The organism is Leptothrix discophora (assembly GCF_030705305.1).
Classification (GTDB): domain Bacteria; phylum Pseudomonadota; class Gammaproteobacteria; order Burkholderiales; family Burkholderiaceae_C; genus Sphaerotilus; species Sphaerotilus discophorus.
This window is the reverse complement of record NZ_JAUZEE010000002.1, coordinates 104,012-130,253: the sequence shown is the minus strand read 5'-3', so window position 1 is coordinate 130,253 and position 26,242 is coordinate 104,012. Positions and strand designations below refer to the sequence as shown.

23 protein-coding genes and 1 tRNA gene are annotated in these 26,242 nt (G+C 70.0%); 20 read left to right on the top strand and 4 right to left on the bottom strand.

The features are described from left to right. Positions 1–34: 34 nt before the first annotated feature. The 14 genes from Q8X39_RS04200 to nagZ all read left to right on the top strand — a co-directional run bounded on the left by Q8X39_RS04200 (position 35) and on the right by nagZ (position 13,374). Positions 35–553 (top strand): hypothetical protein, encoded by a 519-nt coding sequence (locus Q8X39_RS04200; protein WP_305748386.1) that lies wholly within the window; start codon positions 35–37, stop codon positions 551–553. Then, a complete protein-coding gene (gene rpoE, locus Q8X39_RS04195; RefSeq protein WP_305748767.1) occupies positions 534–1,151 on the top strand; it encodes an RNA polymerase sigma factor RpoE in 618 nt (205 codons plus the stop codon). The genes Q8X39_RS04200 and rpoE overlap by 20 nt, the downstream gene beginning before the upstream one ends. Positions 1,152–1,176: 25 nt before the next feature. Next, positions 1,177–1,884 (top strand): sigma-E factor negative regulatory protein, encoded by a 708-nt coding sequence (locus Q8X39_RS04190; protein ID WP_305748385.1) that lies wholly within the window; start codon positions 1,177–1,179, stop codon positions 1,882–1,884. Beyond that, positions 1,881–2,963 (top strand): MucB/RseB C-terminal domain-containing protein, encoded by a 1,083-nt coding sequence (locus tag Q8X39_RS04185; protein WP_305748384.1) that lies wholly within the window; start codon positions 1,881–1,883, stop codon positions 2,961–2,963. The genes Q8X39_RS04190 and Q8X39_RS04185 overlap by 4 nt, the downstream gene beginning before the upstream one ends. A 163-nt stretch (positions 2,964–3,126) precedes the next feature. Next, positions 3,127–4,695 carry a DegQ family serine endoprotease gene (locus tag Q8X39_RS04180; protein ID WP_305748383.1) on the top strand — a complete coding sequence of 523 codons (1,569 nt, stop codon included), beginning with the start codon at positions 3,127–3,129 and terminating at the stop codon, positions 4,693–4,695. Positions 4,696–5,092: 397 nt separating this feature from the next. Further along, the gene (lepA, locus tag Q8X39_RS04175) at positions 5,093–6,901 is read left to right on the top strand and encodes a translation elongation factor 4 (protein ID WP_305748382.1); all 1,809 of its coding nucleotides are present in this window, start codon (positions 5,093–5,095) and stop codon (positions 6,899–6,901) included. Positions 6,902–6,917: 16 nt separating this feature from the next. After that, positions 6,918–7,886 (top strand): signal peptidase I, encoded by a 969-nt coding sequence (gene lepB, locus Q8X39_RS04170; RefSeq protein ID WP_305748381.1) that lies wholly within the window; start codon positions 6,918–6,920, stop codon positions 7,884–7,886. 11 nt (positions 7,887–7,897) lie between these two features. Continuing rightward, on the top strand, positions 7,898–8,287 hold the full coding sequence (locus Q8X39_RS04165) for a DUF4845 domain-containing protein (protein WP_305748380.1): 390 nt from the start codon (positions 7,898–7,900) through the stop codon (positions 8,285–8,287). Positions 8,288–8,331: 44 nt separating this feature from the next. Next, on the top strand, positions 8,332–9,018 hold the full coding sequence (gene rnc, locus Q8X39_RS04160; RefSeq protein ID WP_305748379.1) for a ribonuclease III: 687 nt from the start codon (positions 8,332–8,334) through the stop codon (positions 9,016–9,018). Beyond that, the gene (era, locus tag Q8X39_RS04155; protein ID WP_305748378.1) at positions 9,015–10,157 is read left to right on the top strand and encodes a GTPase Era; all 1,143 of its coding nucleotides are present in this window, start codon (positions 9,015–9,017) and stop codon (positions 10,155–10,157) included. Before rnc ends, era begins: the two co-directional genes overlap by 4 nt. A 3-nt stretch (positions 10,158–10,160) precedes the next feature. Continuing rightward, positions 10,161–10,979, top strand: a complete 819-nt coding sequence (gene recO / locus Q8X39_RS04150; RefSeq protein ID WP_305748377.1) for a DNA repair protein RecO — start codon at positions 10,161–10,163, stop codon at positions 10,977–10,979. Between the two features lie 44 nt (positions 10,980–11,023). Next, positions 11,024–11,815 carry a pyridoxine 5'-phosphate synthase gene (locus tag Q8X39_RS04145; RefSeq protein ID WP_305748376.1) on the top strand — a complete coding sequence of 264 codons (792 nt, stop codon included), beginning with the start codon at positions 11,024–11,026 and terminating at the stop codon, positions 11,813–11,815. A gap of 4 nt (positions 11,816–11,819) precedes the next feature. Continuing rightward, a complete protein-coding gene (acpS, locus tag Q8X39_RS04140; protein ID WP_305748375.1) occupies positions 11,820–12,230 on the top strand; it encodes a holo-ACP synthase in 411 nt (136 codons plus the stop codon). A gap of 7 nt (positions 12,231–12,237) precedes the next feature. Further along, positions 12,238–13,374, top strand: a complete 1,137-nt coding sequence (nagZ, locus tag Q8X39_RS04135; RefSeq protein ID WP_305748374.1) for a beta-N-acetylhexosaminidase — start codon at positions 12,238–12,240, stop codon at positions 13,372–13,374. A gap of 116 nt (positions 13,375–13,490) precedes the next feature. Here the strand turns inward: nagZ and Q8X39_RS04130 are convergent, their stop codons facing one another. Further along, positions 13,491–16,547: an Rne/Rng family ribonuclease gene (locus tag Q8X39_RS04130; RefSeq protein WP_305748373.1), complete on the bottom strand. Its 3,057-nt coding sequence runs from the start codon at positions 16,545–16,547 to the stop codon at positions 13,491–13,493. 1,003 nt (positions 16,548–17,550) lie between these two features. On the opposite strand from Q8X39_RS04130, the gene Q8X39_RS04125 reads away from it, so the two are divergent. Genes Q8X39_RS04125 through Q8X39_RS04110 form a run of 4 tightly spaced genes read left to right on the top strand, consistent with a single transcriptional unit; the run spans position 17,551 to position 20,653 of the window. Continuing rightward, positions 17,551–18,522 (top strand): RluA family pseudouridine synthase, encoded by a 972-nt coding sequence (locus Q8X39_RS04125; RefSeq protein WP_305748766.1) that lies wholly within the window; start codon positions 17,551–17,553, stop codon positions 18,520–18,522. Positions 18,523–18,527: 5 nt separating this feature from the next. Beyond that, positions 18,528–19,181 carry an HAD family hydrolase gene (locus Q8X39_RS04120; protein ID WP_305748372.1) on the top strand — a complete coding sequence of 218 codons (654 nt, stop codon included), beginning with the start codon at positions 18,528–18,530 and terminating at the stop codon, positions 19,179–19,181. A gap of 24 nt (positions 19,182–19,205) precedes the next feature. Further along, positions 19,206–19,604 carry a Rieske (2Fe-2S) protein gene (locus Q8X39_RS04115; RefSeq protein ID WP_305748371.1) on the top strand — a complete coding sequence of 133 codons (399 nt, stop codon included), beginning with the start codon at positions 19,206–19,208 and terminating at the stop codon, positions 19,602–19,604. Between the two features lie 32 nt (positions 19,605–19,636). Then, positions 19,637–20,653 (top strand): S49 family peptidase, encoded by a 1,017-nt coding sequence (locus Q8X39_RS04110; protein ID WP_305748370.1) that lies wholly within the window; start codon positions 19,637–19,639, stop codon positions 20,651–20,653. Between the two features lie 79 nt (positions 20,654–20,732). Here Q8X39_RS04110 and Q8X39_RS04105 read toward each other — a convergent pair whose 3' ends face one another. From Q8X39_RS04105 to traF, 3 genes are all read right to left on the bottom strand, one after another. Then, on the bottom strand, positions 20,733–22,106 hold the full coding sequence (locus Q8X39_RS04105) for a TrpB-like pyridoxal phosphate-dependent enzyme (RefSeq protein WP_305748369.1): 1,374 nt from the start codon (positions 22,104–22,106) through the stop codon (positions 20,733–20,735). Between the two features lie 121 nt (positions 22,107–22,227). Next, positions 22,228–22,872, bottom strand: a complete 645-nt coding sequence (gene ureG, locus Q8X39_RS04100; protein ID WP_305748368.1) for an urease accessory protein UreG — start codon at positions 22,870–22,872, stop codon at positions 22,228–22,230. 117 nt (positions 22,873–22,989) lie between these two features. Further along, entirely contained in the window at positions 22,990–24,354 is a 1,365-nt protein-coding gene (gene traF / locus Q8X39_RS04095; protein WP_305748367.1) for a conjugal transfer protein TraF, read from the bottom strand. Between the two features lie 186 nt (positions 24,355–24,540). Here traF and Q8X39_RS04090 point away from each other — a divergent pair. Further along, a tRNA-Met gene (locus tag Q8X39_RS04090) sits at positions 24,541–24,617 on the top strand. Positions 24,618–24,936: 319 nt separating this feature from the next. Further along, positions 24,937–26,235 carry a tRNA (N6-isopentenyl adenosine(37)-C2)-methylthiotransferase MiaB gene (gene miaB / locus Q8X39_RS04085; RefSeq protein WP_455363813.1) on the top strand — a complete coding sequence of 433 codons (1,299 nt, stop codon included), beginning with the start codon at positions 24,937–24,939 and terminating at the stop codon, positions 26,233–26,235. Positions 26,236–26,242: the final 7 nt, after the last annotated feature.

The following is a 26,242-nucleotide window of genomic DNA, read 5'->3' as shown; positions in this document are numbered from 1 at the left end:
ACCGATCAGCCGCTCCACACCTCCGGGGTCGACCATGCGCGCCCCTGGATCCGTGTCCGTCCACTACCCGCTCGGCCCCGAACGCCGCTGGCAGCTTGCGCTGTCGGCGGCGTTCCTGCTTGGCGTGGTCACCCAGCTGGGCTGGTGGGCGATGCAGCGGCTTGCCGGTCCGATGCCAACGACATGGATCTTCGTGGCATGGCTGTCCTTGCTCGCCACCCTCTGCCTGGCGCCGGCCTTCTGGCGACTGGGCCATCCGTCGGCGCGCGCCTTGCGCTGGCGTGGCCAGGCCTGGGAGCTGCTCTCGCCCGGCATGCCGCCGCGCGCGGGCACGCTGGACGTCGTGATCGACCTGGGCGACTGGCTGCTGCTGCGCCATGTCCCGAACGCGCCGCCGGCCACCCCCGGCGGCTGGATGGCCCGGCCCCGGCAGGTTGCCTGGCTGGCGGTCTCGGCCGAAGCCTCGCGACCACGCTGGCATGCGCTGCGCTGCGCACTGGCGAGCAGCCGTCACCCTGCATCGGAAGGTCGTCATGACAGCGATGCAGCCTGATCCGGACGCCGCGCTGGTCGAGCGCGCCCGCCAGGGCGACGTGCGCGCCTTCGAGATGCTGGTGGTCAAGTACCAACGTCGCATCGAGCGCCTGATCGGGCGCTTCATCCGCGACCCCGACACCGTCGCCGACGTGGCCCAGGAGACCTTCATCCGCGCATACCGCGCGATGGCGCAGTTCCGGGGTGAAAGCGCCTTCTACACCTGGCTCTACCGGATCGCGGTCAACACCGCCAAGAAGACGCTGGCCAGCCTCAAGCGTGAGATCGTCATCAACGAGACCACGCTCGCCGGTTCACGGCAGGACGACGACGAAACTTACCGGCCCGAACACGATCTGAGCGATGGCGAAACCCCGGAGGCGGTGCTGGCCAGCCGCGAGATCGCTCGCACGGTCAACGCCGCCATCGAGGCGCTGCCCGAAGACCTGCGTCAGGCCGTCCTGCTGCGCGAGGTCGAAGGACTTTCGTACGAAGACATCGCGCAGGCGATGGACTGCCCCATCGGGACGGTGCGCTCGCGCATCTTCCGGGCCCGGGAAGCCATCGCCAAACGGCTGCGTCCGCTGCTCGGCACGACCGAAGGACAACGCTGGTGAACACGCCCCTCGCATGGAGCCCCGCATGAGCGAGACCACCGACCCGAACCTGCCGGACAACGCCCCAGACGCCGAGCGGCTTTCCGCGTTGCTCGACGGCGAACTGGAACGCGACGAGGTCGCGCCCCTGAGCGCGGCCTGGGGGCGTGACGTCCACTTGCGCGAGCAGTGGCAAGCCTACGGCCTGATCGGCGACGTGCTGCGCACCGGTGAGCCAACCCGCTCCCCGTCACGCGACCAGCAGCTGTTCGACACCATCCGCGCACGCCTGGCCGAAGAGCCGGTGGTGTTGGCGCCGCTGTCCCGCGAACGCAGCGACGGGCCCGTGCCCGGCGCCGAGGTCATCGCCCTGCCGGCCCGGAACAGCCAGCGCACCGTCGCACGCAGCGCCTGGCGCCGCCACGCGATTCCTGCGGCCGGCATCGCCGCCGGCCTCGCCTTCGTCAGCGTGATGGTCCTGAAGCTGCCACAACCCGCCGAGGGCGGTGTCGAGCTGTCCACCGCGCAGGACGTGGGCCCTGGCATGGGCAACGGCCCCGCCCTCGTCTCCACCGCCCCCAGCCTGGCCCAGACACCGGACCGGCAGGCAGCAAGCCCGTCCACCCCATCCGGCGAGCCCGCCGTGCCGATGCAGTCCTACCTGCAGGCCCACCGGGCGATGACGGCTGGCTTCGCGATCGATCCGGGCCCCGGCCAGTTGCGCCGCGTCGCCCAGGAACAGGGCGCACGATGACGGCACGCCGGCTCGGCGCGACGGCCGCGCTGCTGTCGATCGTCCAGGCCACATCGGCCATGGCCGCCGGCAACGCCCCGGCGGCGCCTGCGGCTGGCGCCGCCGCCAGCGTGGTCGCGCCGGCCCTGGTCGGCGACGCCGCCGCGCTGGTCAAGCGCATCCAGGACGCGGCGGCCCGGCTCAGCTACACGGGCACCTTCGTAGTCGGCGCAGGCTCGCAGGTCACCAGCCTGCGGGTCACGCATGTCGGTCATGCCGGTGACCAGATCGACCGGATCGAGGCGCTCGACGGCGAGCTGCGCCAGGTCTATCGCCACAACGACCGCGTCCACGTGCTGTGGCCGCGGCTGCATGCGGCACTGATCGAGCAGCGCGACCCCGGCATGCCGCTGCCGGGCCAGATCGTCGGCGGGCCCCTGCCGCGGCTCGACATGTACGAGTTGCAGGCCGGCGCCAGCGACCGCGTCGCCGGCCATGACGCCACGGTCCTGCTGCTCAAGCCGCGCGACGGCCTGCGCTACGCGCAGAAGCTCTGGATCGACTCGGCCACCGGCCTGCTGCTGCGCACCGACATCCTCGACGAGCACGGACGCGTGCTGGAGTCGGCCGGCTTCTCGGAGCTGCGCTGGATCCAGCGCCCGGCCGCCCAGGCCCTGCTGGCGGAGATGCACCAGCTCAAGGGCTACCGGGTCGAGCGGCCCGCCGTGGTCATGACCGACCTGGCGCGCGAAGGCTGGTCGCTCTCGCAGCCGATGACCGGCTTCCTGGCGTCCTATGCGGTGCGTCACCCGCCCGGCCTGTCGGGCGCATCAGCCACGGCCGAACATGGCGTGCCTGCCAGCCGGCCAGCGCGCGAGGTCGTCCAGGCGGTCTTCACCGACGGTCTCACCACCGTCTCGCTGTTCATCGAACCGCATGACGGTGCGCGCCACGGCAGCACGGAAAAGGCCAGCCAGCAGGGCGCGACGCAATTGCTGGGCGTCCGGCAGGGCGATTGGTGGATCACCGCCGTCGGCGACGTGCCGCGTGCGACCCTGCAAACCTTTGCGACCCGACTGGAACGGCGGCGCAACCCTTGACCTGGGCCCGACCCGTCGCGCTCCCCCGCGCCCGTCACCGCCTCACCCCCGCATGCCGGTGTGCAGCGGCCCGCGCCACGTTCCCGTCGACTTGAAATGCCCCGGCCGACGCCCATCTTCGACGGGCTTGTCACGCCGGAACTCACCTTCAGGAGAGAGATGCATGCGCCTTGACCCGTCGCGGACCCTGGTCCGCCAACCCGAACAACACGTCGTCGTCCCGCCGGGCGTGTCGCCCTGGCGACGTCGCGCGGCAGGCCTGCTCGCCGCCTTCGGCACCAGCCTGGCCGCACTGCTCGCGGTCGGCCTGACGAGCAGCCCGGCGCCCGCGGTGGCCCAGGCCAGCGCTGCGGTGCGCGGCCTGCCCGACTTCGCCGACCTGGTCGAGCAGGTCGGCCCGGCCGTCGTCAACATCCGCACCACCGCCAAGGCCAAGGCCGGTCGCAACAGCGCCGAAGCCGGTCCTGACGAGGAGATGCAGGAATTCTTCCGCCGCTTCTTCGGCGTGCCGGTGCCACGCCAGGGCCCGCGCCAGTCGCCGCCCGGACAGCAGCAGGAGGAAGAGCAGCAGCAGACCCCGCGCGGCGTGGGCTCGGGCTTCATCCTGAGCGCCGACGGCTACATCATGACCAATGCACACGTCGTCGACGGTGCCGACGAGGTCAACGTCCGCCTGACCGACAAGCGCGAGTTCAAGGCCCGCATCATCGGCGCGGACAAGCGCACCGACGTCGCGGTGCTGAAGGTCGAGGCCAGCGGGCTGCCGACCGTCAAGCTTGGCGACGTCGGCAAGCTGCGTGTCGGCGAATGGGTCATCGCGATCGGCTCGCCCTTCGACCTCGACAACACCGTGACCGCCGGCATCGTCAGCGCCAAGGCGCGTGACACCGGCGACCTGGTGCCCTTCATCCAGACCGACGTGGCGATCAACCCCGGCAACTCGGGCGGCCCGCTGATCAACATGCGCGGCGAGGTGGTCGGCGTCAACTCGCAGATCTACAGCCGCTCAGGCGGCTACATGGGCATCTCCTTCGCGATCCCGATCGACGAGGCTCGCCGCGTCGCCGACCAGCTGCGCGAAAAGGGCCGCGTGGTGCGTGGCCGCATCGGCGTGCAGATCGGCGAGGTCACCAAGGACGTCGCCGAGTCGCTCGGCCTGGGCAAGGCGGCGGGCGCGCTGGTGCGCTCCGTCGAGTCCGGCAGCCCGGCCGACAAGGCAGGACTGGAAGCGGGCGACATCGTGACCCGCTTCGACGGCAAGGCGGTGGAGAAGTGGAATGACCTGCCGCGCCTGGTCGGCAACACCAACCCGGGCAGCAAGAGCTCGATCACCGTGGTGCGGCGCGGCACCCCACGCGAACTCGCCATCGTCGTTGCCGAGATGGAAGCCGAAGCCAGCGCCAAGCCCGCCGCCGACCCGAGCCCGGCACCCAAGGCCGCCCCCAAGCCGGCCAGCGCCACGCTGCTCGGCCTGACCGTCAGCGAGCTGACCGCCGAGCAGCGCAGCGAGCTGAAGATCAAGGGCGGCGTGAAGGTCGACGCGGTCGACGGCGCCGCCGCCCGGGCCGGCCTGCGCGAGGGCGACATCATCCTGGCGGTCGCCAACAACGACATCGCCGACCTCAGGCAGTTCGAGTCGGTGGCCGCCAAGCTGGACAAGTCCAAGCCGGTCAACGTGCTGTTCCGGCGCGGCGAATGGGCCCAGTACGTGGTGATCCGACCGTCGAAGTGACGAGGCTTACCGCGTAAGCGGGTGCGCACATCCGGGATCGAGCACGCCACCGCGGCGGTCCGATCCCCGTCCACGGACTGTGGACAAACTGTGTACAAGCACCCCTTCGGGTGGACCGCCGGTCACGCTTGCAGCCGACTGTTTTGGCTACAATGGGGGCCCAACAAAGCAGTTGCCATACCTTTTTGTTGGAAGGCGCGTCACCGCTTCGACGTGCCTTTTTTTTGAGCTGCGTCATGTGCCCGCCCAGGCTGCGCGTCCATCGTGACCGCCTGCCGGAAGCGCCGGACGATGCCGCCCCAGGCACTGCGTGCATCCACACCGCCGGGCGGTGTGTACCCCTCCCGCAACGGCCCGTCGCCGCTGTGACGGCGCCCGTCGGCGCCAACCGAGTTCCATGGACCACATCCGCAACTTTTCCATCATCGCCCACATCGACCACGGCAAGAGCACGCTGGCGGACCGGATCATCCAGCGCTGCGGCGGCCTCAGCGACCGCGAGATGGAGGCGCAGGTGCTGGACTCGATGGACATCGAGCGCGAGCGCGGCATCACCATCAAGGCGCAGACCGCCTCGCTGCAGTACACCGCCCGCGACGGCCAGGTCTACAACCTGAACCTGATCGACACCCCCGGGCACGTCGACTTCAGCTACGAGGTCAGCCGCTCGCTGTCGGCCTGCGAAGGCGCGCTGCTGGTGGTCGATGCCAGCCAGGGCGTCGAGGCCCAGACGGTCGCCAACTGCTACACCGCGCTGGACCTGGGCGTGGAAGTGGTGCCGGTGCTCAACAAGATGGACCTGCCCTCGGCCGATCCGGACAACGCCAAGGCAGAGATCGAGGACGTCATCGGCATCGACGCGGACGACGCCATCCCCTGCTCGGCCAAGACCGGCATGGGCATCGACGAGATCCTCGAGGCCGTCATCACCCGCATGCCACCGCCCCGGGGCGAGGCCGAAGGTGCGCCGCGCGCGATGATCATCGACGCCTGGTTCGACAACTACGTCGGCGTCGTGATGCTGGTGCGCATGGTCGACGGCCAGCTGCGCAAGGGCGAGCGCATCCGCATGATGGCGACCAACACGGTCTACCCGATCGAGCACCTGGGCGTGTTCACGCCCAAGAGCGAGAACCGCGACCACCTCAAGGCCGGCCAGGTCGGTTTCATCATCGCCGGCATCAAGGAGCTGGCCGCCGCCAAGGTCGGTGACACCGTCTCGCTCGAGAAGAAGCTGCCCAACAACGCCGGCCCGGCCACCGAGGCGCTGCCCGGCTTCAAGGAGATCCAGCCGCAGGTGTTCGCCGGCCTGTACCCGTCCGAGTCGAGCGAATACGACCAGCTGCGCGACGCGCTGGAGAAGCTCAAGCTCAACGACAGCTCGCTGCGCTACGAGCCCGAGGTGTCGCAGGCGCTGGGCTTCGGCTTCCGCTGCGGCTTCCTGGGCCTGCTGCACATGGAGATCGTGCAGGAGCGCCTGGAGCGCGAGTTCGACCAGGACCTGGTGACGACCGCGCCGAGCGTGGTCTACGAGGTCGAGCTCAACGACGGCACGGTGATGGAGGTCGAGAACCCGTCCAAGATGCCCGACGTCGGCCGCACCAAGGAGATCCGCGAGCCCATCGTCACGGTGCACCTGTACATGCCGCAGGAATACGTCGGCGCCGTGATGACGCTGGCCAACCAGAAGCGCGGCGTGCAGCTCAACATGGCCTACCACGGCAAGCAGGTCATGCTGACCTACGAGCTGCCGCTGGCGGAGATCGTGCTGGACTTCTTCGACAAGCTGAAGTCGGTCTCGCGCGGCTATGCGTCGATGGACTACGAGTTCAAGGAATACCGGGCGGCCGATGTCGTGAAGGTCGACATCATGATCAACGGCGACCGGGTCGACCCGCTGGCGATGATCGTGCACCGCTCGCAGAGCCAGTACCGCGGCCGGGCCGTGGTGGCCAAGATGCGCACGCTGATCCCGCGCCAGATGTACGACGTGGCGATCCAGGCCTCGATCGGCGCGAACATCATCGCCCGCGAGGACGTGAAGGCGCTGCGCAAGAACGTGCTGGCAAAATGCTATGGCGGGGACATCACCCGCAAGCGCAAGCTGCTCGAGAAGCAGAAGGCCGGCAAGAAGCGCATGAAGCAGATCGGCTCCGTCGAGGTGCCGCAGGAAGCCTTCCTCGCGATCCTGCAGGTCGAAGACTGATCCAACCGGACCTCTGATGGCAACCCTCACCGGCATCCTCTACGCCTGCCTCCTCTTCTACGGCGCGGGCTGGTATCTCGGCCGCTGGACCGGCAACTTCTCGCTGCTCCTGTTCATCCTGACGCTCGTCACGCTCGGCTACTGGCTGGCCGAGCGCTATGTCTTCCTGCCGCGCCGGCTGGCCGCTGCCGGCTCGATCGAGACCCAGGACGCGAATCGCCGCGCCGAACTGCAGCGCATGGGCATCACGCAGGTCGACAGCAACCTCGCCGAGGCCCGCGACAAGGTGCTGGCCCAGCCCTGGTGGCTGGACTGGACCGCCGGCCTGTTCCCGGTGATCCTGATCGTCTTCGTGCTGCGGTCCTTCCTGTTCGAGCCCTTCAAGATCCCGTCCGGCTCGATGATCCCGACGCTGGAGATCGGCGACCTGATCCTGGTGAACAAGTTCCACTACGGCGTGCGGCTGCCGGTGATCAACAAGAAGATCATCGACAACAACCCGGTCGCGCGCGGCGACGTGATGGTGTTCCGCTACCCGGTCGACCCGAGCATCGACTTCATCAAGCGCGTCGTCGCGCTGCCCGGCGACACCCTCACCTACGCCAACCAGAAGCTCACCGTGAACGGCGTGCCCGCCCCGCTCGAACGCCTGGACGACTACTACGAGGAAGACCGCCGGGGCTACTCGCCGCAGTTCCGCGAGACCTTCGGCGACAAGCCGCACCGCATCCTGGTCGAGCCTCGCCTGCCGTCGAGCTACGGCATGCGCGCACGCTTGAACAAGCATGCCGACGCCTGCACCTACACCGCCGAGGGCGTGACCTGCACGGTGCCGGCAGGCCACTATTTCGTGATGGGCGACAACCGCGACAACTCGGAAGACTCGCGCTTCTGGGGATTCGTGCCGGACGAGAACATCGTCGGCCGCGCGTTCTTCGTCTGGATGAACTTCGGCAACGTCAAACGCATCGGCAGCTTCCAGTGAGGAGTCGATCCATGAGCGCAGTCCCGCATCCGCGTCACCCGTCCAGCCGCCACCGCGCGCCGGCCCGTGGCATCACGATGATCGGCCTGCTGTTCTGGGCCGCCCTGGTCTCGATGGCGGGAATCGTCACGCTGCGCGTGCTGCCGACGGTCAACGAGTACTACACCATCCTCGGCGCGGTCGAGAAGGTCTCCAAGACCGGCGGCAACACCGTGCCCGAGATCCGCGCCGCGTTCGACCGCCACAAGAGCATCGAGTACTCGATCAGCTCGGTGTCGGGTGCCGATCTCAACATCACCAAGAACGACGAGCGCGTGGTCATCAGCTTCGCCTACGACAAGGAAGTCGAGCTGTTCGGCCCGGTCTACCTGCTCATCAAGTACCGCGGCAGTTCGCGCTGATCCGCCGCCCTGATCCAACCGCCCACCGCGACGACGACAACACCGTGTCCACTGCATCGCTCGATCAACTGCAGGCGCGCCTGGGTCACGTCTTCCGTGACGGCAGCCTGCTGGTGCGCGCGCTGACGCACCGCAGCCATGGCGCCGACCACAACGAACGGCTCGAGTTCCTGGGCGATGCCGTGCTGAACCTGGCCGTGTCGGACCTGCTGTTCGACCACTTCGACGACTCGCCCGAAGGCGACCTGACGCGCGTACGCGCCCACCTGGTGCGACAGGACATGCTGCACCGCATCGCGCTGTCGCTGGGCCTGCCGCAGCAGCTGCGCCTGTCCGAAGGCGAGGCCCGCGGCGGCGGGGCGCAGCGGCCGTCGATCCTGGCCGACGCGATGGAGGCCATCATCGGTGCGGTCTACCGCGATGCTGGCTACGACGCCGCGCAAGGCCTGGTGCGCCGCCTGTTCGAGCCACTGGTGATCGAGACCGCCACGCAGGCCTGGGCCAAGGACGCCAAGACGCAGCTGCAGGAATGGCTGCAGGCGCGCCGGCTGAACGTGCCGGACTACCGCATCGAAGCCACCCGAGGCCGCGCGCATGACCAGACCTTCGTGGTCGTCTGCAGCGTGGTCGAACACGGCATCGAAGGCCGCGGCGAAGGCCGTTCCCGCCGAGCCGCCGAACAGGAGGCCGCGCGCCTGGTCCTCGACCAGCTCAGCCGGACCCACGAATGAACCCTGATCCCCAAGACCCGTCCGCGGACGAGACCCCTGCCGAAGCCCACGCTGCGGCGCCCGTCGAGTCCGGCGTCGATGACGACGAGGACGGCCACGTCGAGATCGGCGGCGAGGACGATGAAGAACTCGAAGAAGACGGGCTCGACGAGGACGAAGTAGGCGACGAAGAAGGCGACGAGGATGACGACGACCGCGACCGGACCGAGGGCGTCGCGCTGCCGCTGAGCTTCGGTTCCAGCGTGCCGGGCCGTCGCTGCGGCCTGATCGCCATCGTCGGCCGGCCCAACGTCGGCAAGTCCACGCTGCTGAACTCGCTGATCGGCCAGAAGGTCAGCATCACCTCGCGCAAGGCGCAGACCACGCGCCACCGCATCACCGGCATCTGCACCGAGGACGACACCCAGTTCGTCTTCGTCGACACGCCCGGCTTCCAGACCCGCCACACCACGCGCGGCACGGCGGCGCTGAACCGCAACCTCAACAAGACGGTGCAGTCGGTGCTGGCCGACGTCGACATCGTGCTGTTCCTGGTCGAGGCCGGCCGCTTCGGCGTCGACGATGCCAAGGTGCTGGCGCTGATCCCGCCGGGCAAGCCGACGCTGCTGGTGGCCAACAAGCTCGACCTGATCCACCGCCGCGCCGACCTGCTGCCCTGGCTGCAGCAGATGCAGGAGCGCCATCCCTTCACCGAGTTCGTGCCGCTGACGGCGCAGAAGGTGCCCGACGCGCGCCGGCTGCTGGGCATCGTGCGCCCTCACCTGCCCGAGCAGGACTGGTTCTACGACGAGGACGCGCTGACCGACCGCAGCGACAAGTTCCTCGCCTCCGAGCTGATCCGCGAGAAGCTCTTCCGCCTGACCGGCGACGAGCTGCCCTACACGTCCACCGTGCAGATCGACAAGTACGTCGAGGAAGGCCGGCTGCGCCGCATCAGCGCCACGATCGTGGTCGAGCGCGACGCCCACAAGGGCATGGTGATCGGCGAGGGCGGCGAGCGCCTCAAGCGCATCGGCACCGAGGCCCGCACCGAGCTCGAACGGCTGACCGACGGCCGCGTCTTCCTGGAGCTGTGGGTCAAGGTCCGCTCCGGCTGGGCCGACGACGAGCAGCGCCTGAAGAGCTACGGCTACGAATAGGCCATGGCGACGTCGCGGCGGTCCGGCGGCACGGCTGGCGGGTCCGCCGCGAAGCCCTTGTCGGGCTACGTGCTGCACACGCACGACTGGAGCGAATCCAGCCTGATCCTCGAGGTCTGGACCCGCGAACTGGGCCGCGTCGTCGCGCTGGCCAAGGGTGCCAAGCGGCCCTATTCGCAGCTGCGCAGCGTGCTGCTGCCCTTCCAGCGCCTGCATGTGCAGCTCGGCAGCAAGCGCCTGGAGGGCGGCGCCGAGGTCCAGCTGCTGCGCAGCGCCGAATGGGCCGGCGGCGGGCCGATGCTCAGCGGCGCGGCGTTGCTGTCGGGCCTGCACCTCAACGAGCTGCTGCTGCGCGGCCTGGCGCGGCATGACCCGCATCCGCACCTGTTCGACACCTATGCCGGCACCCTCGCCCGGTTGGTCGACACCCGCGCGATGGCCGATGAACACGGGGCTGCCGCAGCCCTGCGGGCCTTCGAGCTGGCCTTCCTGGCCGACTCGGGCGTGCTGCCCGACCTGTCCTGCCTGACGGCGACACAGCAGCCGGTGCAGCCCGCCGCGCGGCACCTGCTGCTGGCCGACGCCGGCGTCTGCACGACCCGGTCGGCGAACGATCCCGGCATCAGCGGCGCGGTGCTGCTGGCGATCCAGACCGCCTTGCAAGCCGATGACCTCGGCAGCCTGCAACAGGCCTGCGCCGGCGCGCCACAGGAACTCAAGAGCCAGCTGCGCGCGCTGCTGCACGAACACCTGGGCACCTCGATGCTGCGCACCCGCGCGCTGATGGTCGAACTCCAGCAACTGCTCGACCGGGACCGCTGAGGCATCATCCCGGACGCCCCGAACGAACCGATCCGACCGCACCGATGAACCCCCTCGTCGCACCCGAAGCCCATGCCGGCGCCGCGCACACCGTGCTGTCGGTGAACCTCAACAAGGTCGCGCTGCTGCGCAACAGCCGCCACCTCGGCATCCCCAGCGTGACCCGCATGGCCACGCTGGTGCTGGAAGCTGGCGCGCAGGGCATCACCGTGCATCCGCGGCCGGACGAGCGCCACATCCGCGGCCACGACGTCACCGACCTCGACGCGCTGCTCAAGGCCTGGCCTCACATCGACTACAACATCGAGGGCAACCCCTTCCACAACCTCATGGACGTGATCCGGGCGGTGCGGCCGCACCAGGCCACCTTCGTGCCGGACTCGGTCGGCCAGTTCACGTCGGACCACGGCTGGACCTTCCCCGACGACGCCGAACGGCTCGCACCGCTGATCGCCGAATGCCGCGATCTGGGCGTGCGGGTCAGCCTCTTCATGGACCCCATCGCCGAGATGATGCGAGCCGCCCGCGAGGTCGGCGCCGACCGCATCGAGCTCTACACCGAAGCCTATGCCTCGGCCTGGGGCACGCCGCGCCAGGCCGAGGTGCTGGCGCGCTACACCGAGGCGGCCGAGGCCGCGCTGGCGGCCGGCCTGGGCGTCAATGCCGGCCACGACCTGAACCGCGACAACCTCACCGACTTCCTCGCCGCCGTGCCCGGCGTGCAGGAGGTCTCGATCGGCCACGCGCTGACCGCCGACGCGCTGGAGCTGGGCTTCCCGGCCGCGATCCGCGCCTACCTCGCCTGCATCCAGCGGGCCCACGCACCGCGAGGCTGATGCCGTGGTCTACGGCATCGGCACCGACATCTGCGACATCCGCCGCATCGCGGCAACGCTGGGTCGACGCGGCGACCGCTTCGCCGAACGGGTGCTCGGCCCGCGCGAGCTGCAGGTCTGGCGGGCCCGCCGCGCCCGCGTCGAAGCCCGCGGCCTGTCCTACCTGGCGACGCGTTTCAGCGTCAAGGAAGCCTTCTCCAAGGCCATCGGCCTGGGGCTGCACCACCCGATGCAATGGCGCAGCTGCGAGACCCTCAACGACCCGTCCGGCCAGCCGCGCATCCACCTGAACGGCGAGCTGGCCGAGTGGTTCGCGCGAGCCCGCCTGCAGGCCCATGTCACGCTGACCGACGAGACCGACTACGCCGTCAGCTTCGTCGTCGTCGAGCGCCTGCCCGAACCGGCCGCCACCTGAAACCGCCATGCACGCACCGCTCATCATCGACATCGCCGGCCCCGCGCTGGACGAGCACGACCGCCGCCGCCTGGGCCACCCGCGTGTCGGCGGCGTCATCCTGTTCACCCGCAACTGGACCGGCCGGGCCGCGCTGACGCGGCTGGTGGCCGAGATGAAGGACCTGCGGCCCGACCTGCTGGTCGCCGTCGACCACGAGGGCGGCCGGGTCCAGCGTTTCCGCGACGACGGCTACACGCCGCTGCCGGCCATGGGCCTGCTGGGCCGACGCTGGCTGCGCGACGCGCCCGGCCAGCCCGGCAGCGGCGCGCTTGAGGCGATGGAAGCGGCGACCGCGATCGGCCATGTGCTCGGCGCCGAGCTGCGCGCCTGCGGCGTCGACCTGAGCTTCACGCCAGTCCTGGACCTCGACCACGGCCGCAGCGACGTGATCGGGACGCGCGCCTTCGGCCGCGATCCACGCGTCGTCACGGTGCTGGCACGCAGCCTGGCGCTGGGCCTGCTGCAGACCGGCATGGCCAACTGCGGCAAGCATTTCCCCGGCCACGGCTGGGCCCGCGCCGACACCCACGTGGCCAGCGCCATCGACGAACGCAGCCTGGATGCGATCCTGGCCGACGATGCCCTGCCCTACGCCCACCTCACGACCTGCCTGCGCGCGGTCATGCCCGCGCACGTGACCTACCCGCAGGTCGACGCGCGGCCGGCCGGCTTCTCGAGCATCTGGCTGGAAGACGTGTTGCGCGACCGGCTCGGATTTGCGGGCGCGGTCTTCAGCGACGACCTGGGCATGGCCGCCGCCCGCCGCGTGCCCGGCCTGCGCGGCAGCGAGCCCGATGGCACGCTGACCATGACCGAGGCGGTGATGCAGGCGCTGCAGGCCGGCTGCGACCTGGCGCTGGTCTGCAACCAGTCCCCGATCGACGGCGGTCGCACGCTCGACACGCTGCTGGACAACCTCGACGAGGCCGAGCAGGACGGCCTGTGGGCACCCGATCCGGACAGCGAGGACCGCCGTCAGCGCCTGCTGCCGCAGACGGCGCCGCTGCCCTGGGACGAGCTGATGCACGACGGCGACTACCAGCGTGCGCTGGAACGGGTCGTCCAGCTGGCCGCAGACGACGAGGACGCCGCGGCCGGCTGAGCCACGGCGCCGGTCTGGCGCTCCCCCCAACGACAACGCGCCGCAGCGGTCACCCGCGCGGCGCGTTCTGCATGCCAGCGCCGGGCGGCTCACGCCACCCGGGCCGATCTTTGCGGTCAGCCTTCGAACGGCAGCTTGACGCTGGCCAGATCGCGGCGCGTCTCGACCAGGATCAGCGGACCCTCGTCGAGCAGCACGACCGGCTTGATCTCGCGCGGCACATGCACCGGCCGGGGCTCGCGGGCAATCGCCTCCTGGACCGTGCGGACCTTGTCGGCGTCGCTGTTGATCCACTCCAGACCCGCATCGCGGGCCAGCGCGGCCAGCGTGGCGATCGGCAGCACGAAGGGCTGGGCGACCGCGACGACCGGTGTCGGCGCGACCGGCGCGGCCTCGATCACCAGCGGCGCGGGCGCGGCCGGAGCGGAGGCCACGGCCGGCTCGGCGACCGGCGAGGCGACCGGCGAAGGGACCGGCTCGGCAGCCACGACCGGCTCTGCGTGGACGACATCGGCGACGGATTCGGTCACCGGTTCGGCGCCGGCATCGGCGACCTGTTCGGCGTTCATCTCGCCGTTGTCACCGTTCTCGCCGGCCTCGCCGGCCTCGCCACCTTCGCGGTTGCGACCACGACCACGGCGACGGCGACGGCCTTCGCGGTTGCCGTCGGCGCCTTCGCCTTCGGCCGCCTGCGCATCGCCACGGCCTTCGGCCGCTGCCTCGGCGCCGGCTTCCACCGCGTCGTTCGGGGCCTGGGTGTCGACGTTGTCGATGCCCTCGGCGCCGTCGGCACGGCCTTCCTCGCGGTCACGCCGGCCGCCACGGCCCCGGCGGCGACGCCGCTCGTTGCCCTGCTCGACCGTCTCGCCCGCCACCGGCGCGCCGCCGGCATCGACCAGCGCCTGGGCCGACAGGTCGACGGCCAGGTTGTCGCCAGCGGCAAGGTTCGCGTTCAGCTCGGCGCGCGGGGCACGGCTCTCGCCACGCTCGCCCCGTTCACGGCGCTCGCCGCGGTCGCCGCGCTCACCACGCTCACCACGCTCGGCGCGCTCGGCCCGATCGCCGCTGCGCTCCTGGCCACGCTCGGCGCGCTCCGGGCGATCGCCACGCTCGCCACGACGACCACCTTCACGGCCCTCGGCCTTGGCGGCATCGGCGCCGCGTTCGCTGCGTTCACCACGTTCGCCGCGCTCGGCGCCACGTTCGCTGCCGCGCTCACCACCGCGCTCACCACCGCGCTCACCACCGCGTTCGCCCCGGCGACGATCGCCGCCACGGCCGCCCTGGCCGGCGCGACCGCGGTCACCGCCGCGCTCGCCACGGGCTTCCTTGCCGTCCTTGGCCACTTCCTTGGCACCGCTGGCCGGCTCGGCCGCAGCCGGGGCCGCGACCGGTGCCGCGGCCGGGGCGCCGCCGAACAGCTTGCGGATGAAGCCGAAGAAGCCTCCGCCCGCCTCGGCCGGAGCCGGGGCCGGTGCCGCCACCGGAGCCGGTGCGGGTGCAGGCGCCGCCGCGACCGGTGCAGGCACCGGCTCGGGCTTGGGCGCGGCAACCGGGGCCGGCTGGTCGGGCAGCACGCCCTTGATCAGCGGCTCCTGCTTGGCCTTGCCACGCTCGCTGGCGTCGCGACGACGGGTGATGCCGACTTCCTCCTCCGGCTCCTCGATCATCGTGTAGCTGGCCTGCAGGTTCTCCAGACGCGGGTCGTCGTGGCGCAGGCGCTCGAGCTTGTAGTTCGGCGTCTCGAGGTGGCGGTTCGGCACCAGCAGCACGGTGGTGCGCTGCTTCAGCTCGATCTTGGTGATCTCGGTGCGCTTCTCGTTGAGCAGGAAGCTGGTCACCTCGACCGGCACCTGCACGTGCACGGCGGCCGTGCCTTCCTTCATCGCCTCTTCCTGGATGATGCGCAGGATCTGCAGCGCGGAAGACTCGGTGTCGCGGATGTGGCCGGTGCCGTTGCAGCGCGGGCAGGTGATGTGGTTGCCCTCGCTAAGCGCCGGGCGCAGGCGCTGGCGGCTGAGTTCGAGCAGGCCGAACTTGCTGATCGAGCTGAACTGCACGCGGGCACGGTCGGTGCGCAGCGCGTCGCGCAGGCGGGTCTCGACCTCGCGGCGGTTCTTGCTCTCCTCCATGTCGATGAAGTCGACCACGATCAGGCCGCCCAGGTCCCGGAGCCGGCACTGGCGGGCGATCTCGTCGGCGGCCTCGAGGTTGGTGCGCGTGGCGGTCTCCTCGATGTCGCCGCCACGGGTGGCGCGGGCCGAGTTGACGTCCACGGCGACCAGCGCCTCGGTGTGGTCGATCACGATCGCGCCGCCCGAGGGCAGGTGGACCGTGCGCGAGAACGCGGTCTCGATCTGGTGCTCGATCTGGAAGCGGCTGAACAGCGGCGCGTCATCGCGGTAGCGCTTCACGCGGTTCGCGGTGTCGGGCATCACGTGCAGCATGAACTGCTTGGCCTGCTCGTAGATGTCGTCCGTGTCGATCAGGATCTCGCCGATGTCGGCGGTGAAGTAGTCGCGGATCGCGCGAATCACCAGCGACGACTCCTGGTAGATCAGGAACGCACCCTTGCCGCCCTTGGACGCCTCATCGATGGCGGTCCAGAGCTTGAGCATGTAGTTGAGGTCCCACTGCAGCTCCTCGGCGCTGCGGCCGATGCCGGCGGTGCGCGCGATCAGGCTCATGCCCTTGGGGTATTCGAGCTGCTCGAGGTTCTCCTTGAGCTCCTCACGGTCCTCGCCCTCGATGCGGCGCGACACGCCACCGCCGCGCGGGTTGTTGGGCATCAGGACCAGGTAGCGACCGGCCAGGCTGACGAAGGTCGTCAGCGCCGCGCCCTTGTTGCCGCGCTCTTCCTTCTCGACCTGGACCAGCAGCTCCTGGCCATTGGCGATGACGTCCTGGATCTTGGCGTCGCGGACCGGGACGCCTTCCTTGAAGTAGGTGCGGGCGATTTCCTTGAACGGCAGGAAGCCGTGGCGGTCCTCGCCGTAATCGACGAAACAGGCTTCGAGCGACGGCTCGACGCGCGTCACGACGGCCTTGTAGATGTTGCCCTTGCGCTGTTCGCGGCCCTCGATCTCGGTCTCGAAGTCGAGAAGCTTCTGGCCGTCGACGATCGCCAGGCGCCGCTCTTCGGGCTGCGTGGCATTGATCAGCATGCGTTTCATGCGTACTCCTCTCGTGCCTGCGCCGCCGGGGGGTGGGCGGTCGCATCATCCAATCGAACCGCCGCATCCGCACCCGCAGGTGCGCACGCGACGACGTCGCGATGCACGAGAACGTCGCAGTCCGACCGAGAAGGAATCGCCCTGGACTGCGTGGCCGGGCGCCGGACGAAGCCGGCTTCCGCAAGAGGCCGGAGGCCTCAGCCGCGCAGCGTTGGCGCGCCGTCGAACGAACGGTCCACCATGGCGTCAGCGCAATCCAGCCCGACTGCCGCGCCGCGCGCGTGGCGCAGCGGACAGCCATCGCCCGGGCCGTGCCGAGTCGGCGCGATCCGGGCAGCAACCCGTCCGGCGCGCAAGGCGCGGGGATCGGGTGCGTGGGGGGTTGGAGTGGTTGCGGCCATCTTCGGCAGCTTGTTCGTCGACCTGCTCACCGCAGCGACCGGTGCTGTCGGGCGTCCCAGCACTTCCGGGACATCCCGCCAGCCCGAGGGCTGCGGCTTGAAAAACCTTGACTTGGGGGATCTGACCGCGAGGTCCCTGGCGCGTCGCCGGACCCTCCACCGGCTCACCTTGGGAGACGGAACCAGGGTCGCAGCGGCGCGCTGCATCATCGTTGTCGGTGCACCGGGCCGGTCTCGGACGGAGGGGTCGAACCGGTGCGCCATCCCTCGCCGCGCCGCAGGTGTCGTCATCGGGCAGGCCGGTCCGGGCTGCCGCTCTTCAGGCGACCCGGGCCGTTGGCCGTCGGTCCGCGACGCGATGCGCGCCGCTAAACTCAGACAAATCAAACACTTACAACACGAACGTGGTGCAGAGGATTATAGGGGCCAAGTCCCCGCGTTCCGGTGGTTCACGAACCGCCCGGAAAACGCCCAGGGCCGCGCCGACCGCCGTGCGGGGCGCGAAGCCGGCTGCGCCCGCTCGAACCGAAGCGAGGGCCGCACCGGCGCGTCCGGCACCGCCCGCCGCCGTGGCGGCGCCAGCCGTCGCCGCGACCGCGCAGGTGCGCCAGTTCGTCGTCGACGAGGCCGGTGAAGGCCAGCGGCTGGACAACTACCTGATGCGCGAACTCAAGGGCGCGCCCAAGACGTTGGTCTACCGGATCATCCGCAGCGGCGAGGTCCGCGTGAACAAGGGCCGCGCCAGCGCCGACACCCGCGTGGTCAGCGGCGACGTGGTGCGCGTGCCGCCGCTGCGGCTGGCCGACCCGGCCGTGGCCGCCGAAGCCGCCGGCCGGGTGCCGCCGCGCGAGTTCCCGGTCGTGTTCGAGGACGAGCACCTGCTGGCGATCGCCAAGCCGGCCGGGGTTGCGGTGCACGGCGGTTCGGGCGTCAGCTTCGGCGTGATCGAGCAGCTGCGCCGGGCCCGGCCGACCGCGAAGTTCCTCGAACTCGTGCACCGGCTCGACAAGGAGACCTCCGGCATCCTGCTGGTGGCCAAGAAGCGCAGCGCCCTCACGAAGCTGCAGGACCAGTTCCGCCAGCGCGACACCGGCAAGACCTACGCCGCGCTGGTGATCGGCGACTGGCCCGAGTCGCTCAAGGTCATCGACGTGGCGCTGCACAAGACGCTCGACGGCGAGGGCGAGCGGCGCGTGCACGCGGTGGCGGCGGACCATCCGGACGGCCGGCGCTCGATCTCGCTGGTGCGGGTGGTGCAGCGTGCGGGCGGCTACACGCTGCTGGACGTGACGATCAAGACCGGCCGCACGCACCAGATCCGCGTCCACCTGCAGCAGGCCGGTCACCCGATCGTCGGCGACGACAAGTACGGCGACTTCGCCGTCAACCGCGCGATGGCGCGCGGCGAGGCCGTCGCCGGTCTGCGCTTCGGCCGCATGTTCCTGCATGCCCGCCGACTCGCCTTCGACCACCCCGACAGCGGGGCACGGATCGAGCTGGCCACGCCGCTGCCCGAGGACTGCGCGACACTGCTGGCCCGCCTCGCGACGCCTGCGTCGCCCTCCACCGCCTGAACGCCATGCGCCGCTACGACCTCATCGTCTTCGACTGGGATGGCACCCTGTTCGACTCCACCGCGTTGATCGTCCGCAGCATCCAGGCCGCCTGCCGCGACCTGGGTGCCGCCGTGCCGAGCGACCAGCAGGCCGCCCACGTCATCGGCCTGGGCCTGCAGGACGCGCTTCAGCGCGCGGTGCCCGCGCTGCCGGTCGAGCGCTACCCGGAGTTGGGTCTGCGCTACCGCCACCACTACTTCCGCGAGCAGCACGCGATCACGCTGTTCCAGGGCGTGCCCGAGCTTCTGGAGAGCCTGCGCAGCCGCCAGCACCAGCTCGCGGTCGCCACCGGCAAGAGCCGGCGCGGGCTGGACGAGGCGCTCGACGCCGCCGACCTGCGACGCTGGTTCGACGCCACCCGCACCGCCGACGAGACCCGCTCCAAGCCGCATCCCCAGATGCTGCAGGAACTGATGGCCGAGCTGGACGTGCCGCCCGAGCGCACGCTGATGGTCGGCGACACCAGCCACGACCTGATGCTCGCGAAGAACGCCGGCACCGCCGCCGTCGCGGTCGCCTACGGCGCGCACGAGCCGGCCGAGCTGCAGGCACACGACCCGCTGGTGGTCGCCCACAGCGTGCAGGAGCTGCACGACTGGCTGCAGCGCCACGCCTGAACCGATCCGATCCCGACCCCGTCCATGACCGCTCCTGACCCCGCCCCGGCCCCGCATCCGCCCGAGCGCCTGTGCGCCGCCGCCGACCTCGAGGACGGCGGCCTGGCCCATGTCTTCGACCTGCTGGAATACGGCCAGCCGGTGCGCGGCTTCGTGCTGCGCTTCGATGGCAAGCCGGTGGGCTACATCAACCGCTGCGCCCACGTGCCCACCGAAATGGACTGGCAGGAAGGCCGCTTCCTGGACGACGACCGGCGCTGGATCATCTGCTCGATCCACGGCGCCGCGTACGAGCCGCGCAACGGCCAGTGCGTCGGCGGCCCCTGCGTCGGCAAGCGCCTGAAGCCGCTGCGCGTCGAGGAGCGTGACGGCGAGGTGTATTGGTATCCTCAGGCCGAACTCGCGCCCGCCTTCGGCGCCTGACCTGCCTGCGGCCCGCGCCGCACGGAGCCCCGATGTACCCCGACTCTCCCAACACGCCCGACCGCGGCGCCACCCCCTCGGACGCTGCCCCGGCGCCCGCGCCCGTGACGGCAGCACCCGCCCGCAGCGCCAGCGAAGCCCTGATCGAGCAGTTCGCGCAGGACTACCTGAAGGACCGCCGCAGCGCGCGGCGCTGGAACCTGCTGATCCGGCTGGGCTGGCTGGCCGCCTTCGCGGCGCTGGTCTGGGGCCTGCTGACCCAGAACGCGTCGACCAGCGCGCCGAGCGGCCCGCACACCGCGCTGGTCGAACTGCGCGGCGAGATCGCCCCCGACACCGTCGCCAGCGCCGAGGTGATGCTCTCGGGCCTGAAGAGCGCCTTCGAGGACGTCGGCGCCCGCGCCGTCGTCATCCGCATCAACTCGCCGGGCGGCAGTCCGGTGCAGGCCGGCATCATCCACGACGAGATCCGGCGCCTGAAGTCGCTGCACGACAAGCAGGTGTATGTCGTGGTCGAGGAAAGCTGCGCCTCGGGCGCTTACTACGTGGCGGCTGCGGCAGACGCGATCTATGTCGACAAGGCGTCGATCGTCGGCTCGATCGGCGTGCTGATGGACGGCTTCGGCTTCACCGGCCTGATGGACAAGCTCGGCGTCGAACGCCGCCTGATCACCGCCGGCGAGAACAAGGGCATGCTCGATCCGTACTCGCCGCTGTCGGAACGCCAGCGCGCGCTGGCCCAGGCCATGATCGACCAGATCCACCAGCAGTTCATCGACGTGGTCCGCAAGGGACGCGGCGAGAAGCTCAAGGAAACGCCCGAGACCTTCTCCGGCCTGTTCTGGAACGGCGAGGAAGCCGTCAAGCTCGGCCTGGCCGACGGCCTGGGCAACCTGGACTACGTTGCCCGCGAGGTCGTGAAGGCCGAGAACATCATCGACTACACGCCGCACGAGAACGTCGCCGAGCGGCTGGCCAAGCGCTTCGGCGCCTCGGTCGGCTTCGGCGCGGTGCGCGCGCTGAGGCTCGAGAGCCTGCAACTGCGCTGAGCCGGCCTCGCCTGCCGGAAAGGAAAGACCGCTGCCGGCTCGATGCCGGCAGCGTCGTTTCAGGCCCGTTCCGTCCCGTTCAGGCCGGCACCGACGGCAGCCCGGCCAGCGCCATGGCCAGCTCGGACTCGTCGTAGTTCAGGTCCTGCAGCTTGCCGGCGAAGTAGTCGCTGTAGGCCTGCATGTCGAAGTGGCCGTGGCCGCACAGGTTGAACAGGATCACCTCCGAGCGGCCCTCGCGCTTGCAGCGCAGGGCCTCCTCGATCGCGCCCTTGACCGCGTGGTTGGCCTCCGGCGCCGGCACGATGCCCTCGGCGCGGGCGAAGGTCACGCCGGCCTCGAAGCAGGCGTTCTGGTGGTAGGCGGTCGCCTCGATCAGGCCGAGTTCCTTGAGGTGCGAGACCATCGGCGCCATGCCGTGGTAGCGCAGGCCGCCGGCATGGAAGCCCGGCGGCGTGAAGGTGCTGCCCAGCGTGTGCATCTTGGTCAGCGGCGTCAGGTGGGCGGTGTCGCCGAAGTCGTAGGCATACCGGCCACGCGTCAGGCTGGGGCAGGCCGCCGGCTCGACCGCGACGATGCGGCGCTTCTTGGCCGAGGCACCGCCACGCAGCTGCAGGCCCAGGAAGGGGAAGGCGATGCCGGCGAAGTTCGAGCCACCGCCCGTGCAGCCGACCACCACGTCCGGGTCATCGCCGGCCATTTCCAGCTGGGCGATCGCCTCCTCGCCGATGATGGTCTGGTGCAGCAGCACGTGGTTGAGCACCGAACCAAGCGCGTACTTGGTGTCCTCGCGCTGCGCGGCCAGCTCGACCGCCTCGGAGATCGCGATGCCCAGGCTGCCTGGGTGATCGGGCCGCTGCGCCAGGATGGCCCGGCCCGATTGCGTCAGGTTCGACGGCGAGGCCACGCACTGTGCGCCGTAGGTCTCCATCACCGCGCGGCGGTACGGCTTCTGGTCGTAGGACACACGGACCTGGAAGACCTGCACCTCGATGCCGAACAGCGCGCCGGCAAAGCTCAGCGAGGTGCCCCATTGGCCGGCGCCGGTCTCGGTGGTCAGCTTGCGGATGCCGGCCTCGCGGTTGAACCAGGCCTGCGGGATCGCGGTGTTGGGCTTGTGCGAACCGGCCGGGCTGACGCCTTCGTACTTGTAGTAGATCTTCGCGGGGGTGCCGAGCGCCTGTTCGAGCCGGCGGGCGCGGTACAGCGGCGCGGGGCGCCACTGGCGGAAGATCTGCCGCACCGGCTCGGGGATGTCGATGTAGCGCTCGGTCGAGACTTCCTGCTGGATCAGCGCCATCGGGAACAGCGGCGCCAGGTCATCCGGGCCGACCGGCTGCAAGGTGCCGGGATGCAGCACCGCCGGCAGCGGCACCGGCAGGTCGGCGGCCAGGTTGTACCAGGCCTTGGGCATCTGGTCTTCGGACAGCAGGAACTTGATCTGGTCGCTCACGCGGCATCTCCCGACATGGAAAGGCCGGGACACCGCGCCCCGGCCGTCGGCAGATGCTAGGCGGGGCTGGCGCTGCCGCAAGTCGGGACTGATACCGGGTCGGGCACCGCTGGGCGTGGCGTCACCCCACCAGCAAGCCCTGCTTCTCGATGAAGGCGATGACCTCGGCCAGGCCGGCGCGGGTCTTCAGGTTGGTCATCACGTAGGGCCGGGTCGGGCGCATGCGCTGCGTGTCGGACGCCATCACCGCCAGGTCCGCACCGACGTGCGGCGCGAGGTCGGTCTTGTTGATCACGAACAGGTCGCTCTTGGTGATGCCGGGTCCGCCCTTGCGCGGGATCTTCTCGCCCGCCGCGACGTCGATGACGTAGATCGTCAGGTCGCTCAGTTCGGGGCTGAAGGTGGCGGCCAGGTTGTCGCCGCCGGACTCGATGAAGACGATGTCGGCGTCCGGGTACTTCTCGAGCATGCGATCGACCGCCTCGAGGTTGATCGAGGCGTCCTCGCGGATCGCGGTGTGCGGGCAGCCGCCGGTCTCGACGCCCATGATGCGGTCCGGATCCAGCGCACCGGCCACCGTCAGCAGGCGCTGGTCTTCCTTGGTGTAGATGTCGTTGGTGACGACGACCAGGTCCCAGCGCTCGCGCATGGTCTTGCAGAGCATCTCGACCAGCGTGGTCTTGCCCGACCCGACCGGACCGCCAACGCCGACGCGCAGCGGCGGGAGTGTCTTGGTGCGACCGGGGACAGCGTGCAGGTGGCTCATGGGGATGTGCGGCAGAGGTGGATGCAGGTTGCGAAGCGGTCTCGAAGACCGTTTCCCAACCTTAGCAAACCACGTGCCGCCCACGCACCGGACCGGGGCACGATGCCCCCGCGTCGATCAGAACTTCTCGGCGATCGACAGCGACGCACCGCCGCTGCGCGGCACGCTGCTGCCGTCGGCGTTGACCTTGGCCTGGCTGGCCTGCACGTCGAGGTTGATCACGCCCCAGCTCAGGCCCAGGCCGTTGGTGGCGAGCTGGTCGCCGACCAGGTTCTTGCGCCAGCCCAGCCGCACGCTGGGCACGATGTAGTTCAGCAGCGTGCCGAAGGCGCCCTCGAAGCGCTCGGCGTTGTAGCTGACCGAGGCGGTGACGAACTTCTGCGCATCGCCCACGAAGTTCGGCGTCTCGTTGGCCGCGTAGCTGGTCTGCAGCATCCAGCGCTTGTTGGCGGTGTGGACCGAGCCTTCGAGCACGACGTGGGTCTTGAGCCGGACCTGATCGTTCGCGGCGATGCGGCCGGCAGCGGCCAGCGTCGTTGCGGCGTACTGGTTGGCGGCGTTGGCGTCGCGGGTCGGGTCCGGGTAGGCGAAGCGCGGATTGCCCAGGTTGTAGACCGTCGCGCCGACCTGCCAGTTCTCGGCCTGCCAGTTCAGGCCCAGGTCGACGCCGACGGCGCTGGCCCGGCGTGAGTCAACCGTGTCGCGGTCGAAGTTGCCGGCGTTGCCGTTGCCGTTTGCATCGGTGAAGCCGACCAGCTGGCGGTAGAGCGTGGCCTGATAGCTGTTGAGGCGCACGCCGCCGTCGAACCTGCCGTTGGCACCGTCATGGCCGAACCAGCGGCCGACCTCGGTGCTGTAGCCCAGGCTCAGCTGGGTGATGGTCGCCGCCTTGACGTCGAAGGCCGAGGCCGTGCGGATGGCGTTCTGGCCCGGGACCTGGGCTGCCGCACTGCCATGGAACAGGCCGGCCGCCTGCGCCTGCGCGTTGACGTTCAGCGAGAGGACGCCACGGAGCGCCTGGCTGCGGACCAGCAGCGGCGTCAGCACCGAGCCGCCGGCCGAGACGCCGAAGCGGGCGCCGCGGTCGAGGCCGGGAAGCAGGCCGTTGATGGTCTGGATCTGGGCATCGACCTGACCCTGGTTCGTCGCCGAACGCGCGGCCGACACCGCCGCATCGATCCTGTCGATGCTGGCCTGCAGGTTGTCGACGTCACCGAGCGTGTACTGCGCGCCGGCCTGCATCAGGCCGAAGCGGACCGACTCGTCGGCATCGACCAGGCGCATCGGATTGGCCGGGTTGTAGCCCGAGGAATTCAGGTTGTTGCGATTGAAGACCGGCCCGACCGTCAGCCCGTAGCCCGGACTGAACAGCGACTGGTTGGCCTGGACGGCGCCGGCCGTGGCGGCCAGCAGCAGCGCCGCCACGATCGGGCGCAGGCGGCGCGGGGAACGTGGGGCAGTCGACGAAAGGCGAAGGGTCACATGGGCTCCTGGGATGGGCTCGACACCGAGCCATTGAGGGAACCCTGTCTATCGGTCGCTGCGCGCCGGAATGGAGCGAGGCGGTGCATGCGCCCGCACCAGACGTGTGCAAATCCAGGCTGCCGAAAAAGTTTCCGCGAACCGCTTGCCAACCTAGATTCATCGTCACTATACTAGCGGGCTCAAGGCGCTTTAGCTCAGCCGGTTAGAGCGACGGAATCATAATCCGCAGGTCCGGGGTTCGAATCCCTGAAGCGCCACCAGAACAGCCAACGCCCCGACTTCGAAGGAAGTCGGGGCTTTTGTGTTTTCAGGCCCGCTCGACCGAGTGGTTCGGCACCCAGTGGTCCGGCACCCGGCGAGAGGGGCCGTGACGCTCCGGGGAGGCATCCCGGTCGTGCAGGCCCGGGCGATAAACTCGCCGCCCTTCAGATCCCCCGCGCAGCCGCTGGCTCTACACCAACACCGAGGCGCAAGACCATGAACCACGAACTCCCCGTTGCACCTGACGCCGCGCCAGGCAGCGCCCCCGACAGCGCGCCGGCCACCAAGAAGGTCTACATCCGGACCTTCGGCTGCCAGATGAACGAATACGACTCGGACAAGATGTCCGACGTCATGAACGCGGCCCAGGGCTACACGCCCACCGACGATCCGGAGCAGGCCGACCTGATCCTGTTCAACACCTGCTCGGTGCGCGAGAAGGCGCAGGAAAAGGTCTTCAGCGACCTCGGCCGTGTCAAGCACCTCAAGGCCCGTGGCGTGATGATCGGCGTGGGCGGTTGCGTGGCCAGCCAGGAAGGCGCGGCCATCATCGAGCGCGCGCCCTATGTCGACGTGGTGTTCGGCCCGCAGACCCTGCACCGACTGCCGCAGCTGCTGGAGCGCCGCCGCGTGCAGGGCCGGCCGCAGGTCGACATCAGCTTCCCGGAGATCGAGAAGTTCGACCACCTGCCGCCGGCGCGTGTCGAAGGCTCGTCGGCCTTCGTCTCCATCATGGAAGGCTGCAGCAAGTACTGCTCCTATTGCGTCGTGCCCTACACCCGCGGCGAGGAGTTCAGCCGGCCCTTCGAGGAGGTGCTGACCGAGGTCGCCGGCCTGGCCGACCAGGGCGTGCGCGAGGTCACGCTGCTGGGCCAGAACGTCAATGCCTACCGCGGCCCGATGGGCGGCACCGCCGAGATCGCCGACTTCGCCACGCTGATCGAGTACGTCGCCGAAATCCCCGGCATCGAGCGCATCCGCTACACGACCAGCCACCCGAACGAGTTCACGCAGCGGCTGGTCGACGTCTACGCCCGCGTGCCGCAGCTGGTCAACCACCTGCACCTGCCGGTGCAGCATGGCTCGGACCGCATCCTGATGGCGATGAAGCGCGGGTACACCACGCTCGAATACAAGAGCACGATCCGCAAGCTGCGCGCCATCCGGCCCGACATCAGCCTGTCGACCGACTTCATCGTCGGCTTCCCCGGCGAGACCGAGGACGACCACGCCCGCACGATGAAGCTGATCGACGACATCGGCTTCGACGCCAGCTTCAGCTTCGTCTTCAGCCCGCGCCCCGGCACGCCCGCCGCCGCGCTGCACGACGACACGCCACAGGACGTGAAGCTGCAGCGCCTGCAGGTGCTGCAGGCCCGCATCGAGGAGAACGTGCGCCGCATCAGCGACAGCCGCGTCGGCACGGTGCAGCGCATCCTGGTCGAAGGCCCGAGCCGGCGCGATCCGGCCGAGCTGATGGGCCGCACCGAGTGCAACCGCATCGTCAACTTCGACGGTGGCCCGCAGCGCGACCGCCTGGTCGGCCAGATGATCGACGTGGCCATCACCCGCGCCTACCCGCACTCGCTGCGCGGCGAGGTCGTGACGCGGGGCTGAGGCCGCC